The sequence below is a fragment of the Micromonospora sp. MP36 genome, assembly GCF_008119785.1.
Lineage (GTDB): Bacteria > Actinomycetota > Actinomycetes > Mycobacteriales > Micromonosporaceae > Micromonospora.
The window spans coordinates 1-6,206 of record NZ_VSFA01000198.1 but is presented as its reverse complement, the minus strand read 5'-3'; the positions used below and the strand labels follow the sequence as shown (position 1 = coordinate 6,206).

6 protein-coding genes are annotated in these 6,206 nt (G+C 68.4%); 2 read left to right on the top strand and 4 right to left on the bottom strand.

The features are described 5' to 3' along the window. A partial coding sequence (locus tag FXF52_RS40060; protein ID WP_222870943.1) for a hypothetical protein occupies window positions 1-195 on the bottom strand: 195 nt, incomplete at its 3' end. 440 nt (window positions 196-635) lie between these two features. Between FXF52_RS40060 and FXF52_RS40055 the strand changes: the two genes are divergently transcribed. Both FXF52_RS40055 and FXF52_RS42295 read left to right on the top strand, forming a co-directional pair. After that, window positions 636-1,382 (top strand): N-terminal phage integrase SAM-like domain-containing protein, encoded by a 747-nt coding sequence (locus FXF52_RS40055; RefSeq protein ID WP_148804857.1) that lies wholly within the window; start codon window positions 636-638, stop codon window positions 1,380-1,382. Continuing rightward, a complete protein-coding gene (locus FXF52_RS42295; protein ID WP_187414012.1) occupies window positions 1,328-1,909 on the top strand; it encodes a tyrosine-type recombinase/integrase in 582 nt (193 codons plus the stop codon). Before FXF52_RS40055 ends, FXF52_RS42295 begins: the two co-directional genes overlap by 55 nt. A gap of 105 nt (window positions 1,910-2,014) precedes the next feature. Here the strand turns inward: FXF52_RS42295 and FXF52_RS40045 are convergent, their stop codons facing one another. From FXF52_RS40045 to FXF52_RS40035, 3 genes are all read right to left on the bottom strand, one after another. Then, entirely contained in the window at window positions 2,015-2,626 is a 612-nt protein-coding gene (locus FXF52_RS40045; protein WP_148804856.1) for a hypothetical protein, read from the bottom strand. A gap of 743 nt (window positions 2,627-3,369) precedes the next feature. Beyond that, window positions 3,370-3,501: a hypothetical protein gene (locus FXF52_RS43735; RefSeq protein WP_255472893.1), complete on the bottom strand. Its 132-nt coding sequence runs from the start codon at window positions 3,499-3,501 to the stop codon at window positions 3,370-3,372. A 22-nt stretch (window positions 3,502-3,523) separates the two neighbouring features. Continuing rightward, a partial coding sequence (locus tag FXF52_RS40035) for a bifunctional YncE family protein/alkaline phosphatase family protein (protein WP_148804854.1) occupies window positions 3,524-6,206 on the bottom strand: 2,683 nt, incomplete at its 5' end.

Below are 6,206 nucleotides of genomic sequence, written 5' to 3'. Positions count from 1 at the left end.
GCCCGCGTTCCAACGCTCCGCCAACAGGCCGGAGACCATCCCCGCCACCAGATCGGCACACCAGCCGATCCGTTGCGCCAGCACCGCCTGCGACAGAACCTCACCGCTCTCCTCGTCCACCCCCGATCGGAGCAACGTGCGGGCGCAAGCGGTACGGGAGGCCTCGCCCTCAGCCAGCGGCAGCTTCCCGGTCACCGACTCATCGCCCCGCCATCGATCCAGGAGAACCCGCGATCACGACCGGCCCACATCACCGGAATCTCCCCCGAACCAACCCAAAAGCGAAACGCCACCATCCACACGGCCAACCTATGATCACCGACGATTCCTAATCAAGTTGGTCAGCCTTGCTCTCAAGCGCCGGCGGTCCGGGTGACCAGACCGAGACCTTTGCGGGTGGCGCCAGTAGTCCGCGGAGGCGCACGGCGCCGGTTGGCACAGTCATGACACCTTCTCGCCCGAGCAGTGAACGGCTCGTCCGTCCGCTCGTTCCTAGCGCTCTGCCCGCCCGTCCACGCCCCCGTCCAGCACCGATGCCGGTACTACCCGCCCGGATCTCCCTGCCGGCATCCGTCAATGCGGTGGCGCAGATAGAGTAGAGGCAGTACGAGGGCGGCAAGGTCACCCGCTGGCGGGTGAAGTGGCGTATCGGCGGCACGGGCAAGTGGGACGGCCAGCAGTTCGACTACCAGGTCGACGCGAAGCGCTTCAAGGCGCTGGTGGACGCCAACGGCAACCACCGGCCCTCGCCGGAGCAGCTGGTCGAGCACGGATTCGTGTACCTGATGCCCGGCCCGGCTGCGGCGCCCGTCGACGAGCCGGCGGCGATGACGTTCCGGGAGTACGCGCTGGCGTGGCTGGACACGCTGGTGAAGCCGAGCGTCGAGACGAAGCGGAAGTACCGGGAGCGGCTTGAGAAGCACGCCTTCCCGGTGTTGGGCGACAAGCCGATCGCCAGCATCACCCGGCGGATGCGCGAGTGGCAGACGGGCCTGTTCGACGCCGGACTCTCACGCAAGACGATCGCCAACATCCGGGGCGAGTCGGTGTTCCCGATCTTCCGCGCCTCGTGCCTGCCGGGCGAGGACGAGGAGCCGCCGCTGCGGACCTACAACCCGCTGGAGGGCCTGGCGCTGCCCGACGGCGTGAAGTACGAGCGGGACATCCTGGAGACGCCCGACGACGGGGCGCTGTTCCTCACCGCGGCGTACGAGGTCGACCCGGAGGCCGCCGACCTGCTCCTGACGAAGCTGGCCACCGGCCTGCGCTGGGGCGAGGTCGCCGCCCTGACCGCCGGGTCGGTCCGGTCGCACCTTGCACCGTCGAGGTGCGGCAGGTCCTGCGGAAGGTTAACCGGCAGTGGGTTGTCGAGCCGAAGCTGAAGACCAAGAAGGGCTACCGGTCCGTGCCGGTGCACCCGCTGGTCATGGAGATGGTGAAGCGGCGCGCGGCGGCCGGCACGAAGTTCCTGTTCGTCGCGCCGCGCGGCAACCACTGGCGGTACGAGGATTTCTACGACTGGCGGTGGGTGAAGATCCGCACGCTCGCCGAGTCGCGGGGCCTGCGCGGGCACATCACGATGCACGGCCTGCGGCACTCGCTGCTGACCCTGCTGACCCTGCTGGCCGCCGAGGGCCTGGAGCTGCCCGGCCTGACGAACCTCGCCGGCCACGCACAGGTGTCCACCACGATGGACGTGTACGTGCACAACACGACGGCGCACCACGAGCCGGTCCGGCGGATCGTCGGCGGGTTCCTCGCCGCCGGCATCCGCGCCGGGGAGGAGCAGCGCGCCGCTGGCATCATCCGTGCCGGCGAGATCCGCGGTCGGATCCACCGTTCCTCGAGGGAAACGGCGGCGGGGTACGGCGCCAGCACGAGCGATGGTCACCAACAACCACTGTCATGACCAAAAACGTGACCAAGTGCCACAAGGTTCGGATCCCGCCGTCCCGATCAAGGCCGGAGGTCATTTCCGATCGCTGGGTACGCCCGCCCGTTGTTGAACGGCTGTTCAGGCAAGGCACCGGCCGTGCGGCAGGACGCCGAGCACTTGCTGCTGGGCGCCGCCTCGGCCGCTTGCACCGAGGTGGCCCACCACGCAACCGGCGCCTGTCGATACGGCGTAGACGATGGCGTGCCGGGGTGCCGGATCCACTTGCCCGGCTGGTCGAACAACGACGTCGGTGAAGCCGGCGGCGGTGAGTGTCTCGCGGGTCTGGTCGACGGTCTGCTCGGGGTTGTCCGCGGTTGGAAACAGCCGCTGGCGGGCCTGTTTTGCCATGCATTCCTCGGTGACCGGCTGGGGGCAGTCAGAGGTCATCCGGTCGATTGCTGCGCCGACGGCCTCGGCAGCGGCCTCCGCCTCAGCTCGCTGTCTTGGGGTGAGTTTGCTGCGGCGAAGCTCGTCGTCCACCACTCGCTGGCAGTAGGTGGGATCGTCGTCCTGACCGGCCGGACCAGCCCGAACGCAGAGGGTGGCCGAACCGGACGTGTCGGGGGTGGCGGTGGATCCGGTGCGCGTCGCCGAGGACAGTGGCCCGCAAGCAGTGAGCGTCAGGGCCACAAGCGCAAGCCCGACCAGCGCCGCCTGAGAGGAAACGATGACTCGAGCATGCGCGTGCACTACCGCAGCATAGCCCGGGGAGCGGTTGGCGGGATGGATGCGCACTCCAAGGCGAGCGTGGCGCTCAGGAAAGGAGTGGGGAATCGTCCCTTGTAGAGGGAGGGCAGCGGCGTCCAAGGCCGTCGCCCTGCTGGTCGGGGGTGCGGTGTCGGATCGGCGACAGATCATTTCCCTGGCCTCTGCATCGTTGATCCTCGATGTAAGCGCGCCTGCGGGTCGAGCACGTCAACGGGGATCGACGTCGGTCGCGTGTATCTGCGCGTGCTTACTCTTCGGTGGCTCCCCTTGGCCAAGCGGGGCCCACCAGGCCAGGCGATGTGGATCGTCCACATCGGCAGACGGGGAGAGCAGATAACAAAGACTCGACGATGGTGGGTACCACGGCCTGGTCCGTCGGCTTCTGCCGCCGTACGAGGTGCACGGCCTCGCCTCCGCTGACCGCCACGAGAAGCAGGACGGACTCCCCGGCGGTGATGGCGTTCGGTCCGTGCAGGCCGTCAGGCATGCCAGCAGTATGCCCACCCCGTTTGATGCCGGGCGGCCACACGCGAGGGTTGGCCCGGACTCCAGAGCCGCTGCCGTCAAGGTCGTCGAGCACGTCGACGCGGGACCGCATCTGCCGTTGTCGCCGGCATGGCACAACCTTCCCGCCTATACGGCGAACAGCTCGTCCGTCCGCTCGTTCCTGCCGCCTTGCCCACCCGGCCGCGCCGGTGCCCGAGGCCGATGCCGGCACTGCCTACTCACGTTCCTTCGCCGGTGTTCGCCGCCTCCGTCACCAGCGCGAGCTCGACCGGCCGGCCGGGGGCGGCGGCCGGCGTGCGGAACGGCGGCCCACCGGGGATCTCCCGGTGGGCCGCTTGAATCCCCGTCATGGGATCCGTGTGTGACGCAGGGTCAGTCGACGTCGGTGCCGGGCAGGGCTGCGCCCGGCACGTCCTTCGGCAGGTAGATCTTGGCGTCACCCGGGTAGGGCAGGTCCCAGTTGTGGGCGCCGTACCACGTGTACCGGTTCATCAGCTCCGGGTTCGCGTAGTCGGCCTGCGCCCACTTGCCGGTGAGGCGCTGCTTCGAGGCCCACTTGTCCCACGCCTCGGAGTAGGAGACGAAGCTCGCCGGGACGGGGCCCTGGAGGGCGGCCGCGTTGGCGCCGGTCGGCGTGTCGAGGCCGCATGCGGGCGCGGTCTTGATGTTCTCGGTCAGCGAGATGTTGTTGGCCTTCGCGGTGTACGGCGTGAGGTCGGCCTTGGGCGTGAAGGCGTGGTACATCGGGGTGGCCGCGGCGACCTTCTGGTTGAGCGGCTCCGCACCCAGGATCTGCTCGATGGTGCGGACCATGTTGATCTGGGAGTAGTAGGTCGAGACCGTCTTGCCGTGGACGGCGTACGGGCTGATGACCTGGATCGGGGCCCGGTGGCCGTCGACGTGGTCAGGGCCGGCCTGGCTGTCGTCCTCGACCACGAAGATCGCGGAGTCCTTCCAGTACGGGCTGTGCGAGATTGTCTCGACGATTTTGCCCAGCGCGAGGTCGCCACCGGCGACGTTCGACCGCTGGGACACCGGACCACCGGTGTGGTCGTCGGAGAGCCACACCATGTTGAACTCGGCCGGACCGTTCTTCTGGAAGTCGTCCTTCCAGATCTGGTAGCGGTACAGGTCGGGGATCTGCATGTCGAACGGGGGTGCGGTCGGCACGGTGATGTTGTTGAGCGAGGGGATCGGCGAGCCGTAGTTGCCCTTGAGCGCGGGGCTGGTCAGCTGCGCCGGGTCGCCGCCCTGGTCGACGTTCTGCGCGGCGCAGTAGTACTGCTGCCAGGTCGAGCCGGCCGGCTTGCCGCTGGAGGAGTAGACGAACTCGCCGAAGTTCTTGGCGGTGTGGCCGGCGGCCATGACGGCGGTCCACAGGAAGCCCGAGCGCTGGTGGCCCAGCACGTCCTCCTGGGTGTCGTAGCTGCGGACGTACTCGCCGGCGCTGGACTCGGTGTACTCCGGGTTGTCACCCTGCATGATCCAGTTGTGACCCTCGGCGGAGTTGGTGCCGATGTCGTAGGTGTTGTCGTAGAGACCGAACTGCCGCGAGAGCGCGTGGATGTTGGGCGTGACCTGCTCGCCGAACTGGGCCAGCGACGGGTCGCCGTTGCCCTCGGGCATGTCGCCGTGGATCTGGTCGTAGGTGCGGTTCTCCTTGACCAGCATGAAGACGTGCTTGATGGGCGAGGGGTCGCCGATGCGCCGGGGCACGGGCTGGGGCGCCACGTTGCTGCCGCGGACGGCGCGCTTGACGTCGCTGTCTGCGCCGCCCCAGCCGTTCTGCTTGAAGACCTGCGGGGTGTAGGTGTCCCTGATCTCGCTGTCGGAGGGGAGGGTGAAGCGGGTCAGCGAGGCGGTCGTGGCGTGGGTGCCGTGGCCGGTCGCCGGGGTGGTGCCGAAGCCCTGGTTGTAGGTGATGGCCGGGCCCCGGGCGTCGATGCCGCGGCGGTTGGCCACGACGATCTGGTCGTCGACCGCGAAGACGTCCTCTGGGTAGTAGTCGGTCGGGACGAGGCCGACGTAGCTGACCGGGTCGAGCGCGCTCTCGCCGAGTTTGTAGACGGCGATCGCGTTGACGCGGCCGAGGCTGACGAGCAGACGGCCGTTGTACACGGCGATCGCGTCGGGCTCGTAGCCGACCTGCGAGCTCTGCCAGGGCTTGGTCTCGATCGTCTGGACGACCTTGTCCATGCTGGTGTCGACCACCGAGATGGTGTCGTCGTTGGTGTTGGCCACGTAGAGCGCGCTGCCCTCGAGGTGCATGTCGGTCGGGTGCAGGCCGACCTCGATCTGGCCGATGGGGGCCGCGGCGTTGGCGGTGTCGATGACGCTGAGGACACCGGTGGTCGAGGTTCCGAGCACCGGGTCCGCCGGGACGTTGGTGCCGTAGGACTTGATGGTGTCCTCACCCGGCTGGGCCAGGCGGCCGCCCTCGTCGCTGACGTAGAGCTTGGTGCCGACGAACTTCAGCTGACGGGGCGCGATGCCGACGGGGTAGGTCGCCTTGATGGTGCCCGCGACCGGGTCGATCGCGACGACGGTGTTCTGGCCGTTGACGGCGGCGTACAGCGTGCTGCCGTCGGGCGAGAAGGTCATGCCGGCGGTGAGCGCCTGACGGGTGGGGCTGGTCAGGTTGGGGATGGCAATCTTGGTGCCGGCCGCCAGGGTGCCGTCGGCGTTGACCGGGAACCGGGTGATGCCGGTCGCGTTCGGCATGAAGAGGAACTTGCCGTCGGGGGAGTAGAGGGGGCTCTCCTGGCCGACGGTGTTGTCGGAGGGACGCAGGTTGGCGCCCGAGGCGGTGCCCGCGCGGAAGATCAGCTGGTAGGTCTCCAGGTCGAAGATCTGCAGCGAGATCGACCGGTCGTTGGCGGTCGCGGCCAGGAAGCGGCCGTCGGGGCTGATCGTGGAGCCCATGAACTTGCCGTAGTTGGTCACGAGCCGCTCGCCGAGCGGCTTGATGATCTGGTTGGAGGAGATCTGCAGGCCGTCGGTGTACTCCTCGCCGACCAGGTTCTCACCGAAACCTACGGTTCCACCATGGGTTTCG

Bases quoted from the DNA above. Each gene is read 5' to 3' on its own strand.
- FXF52_RS43735 (WP_255472893.1), bottom strand. From the start codon at position 3,501: ATGACGGGGATTCAAGCGGCCCACCGGGAGATCCCCGGTGGGCCGCCG.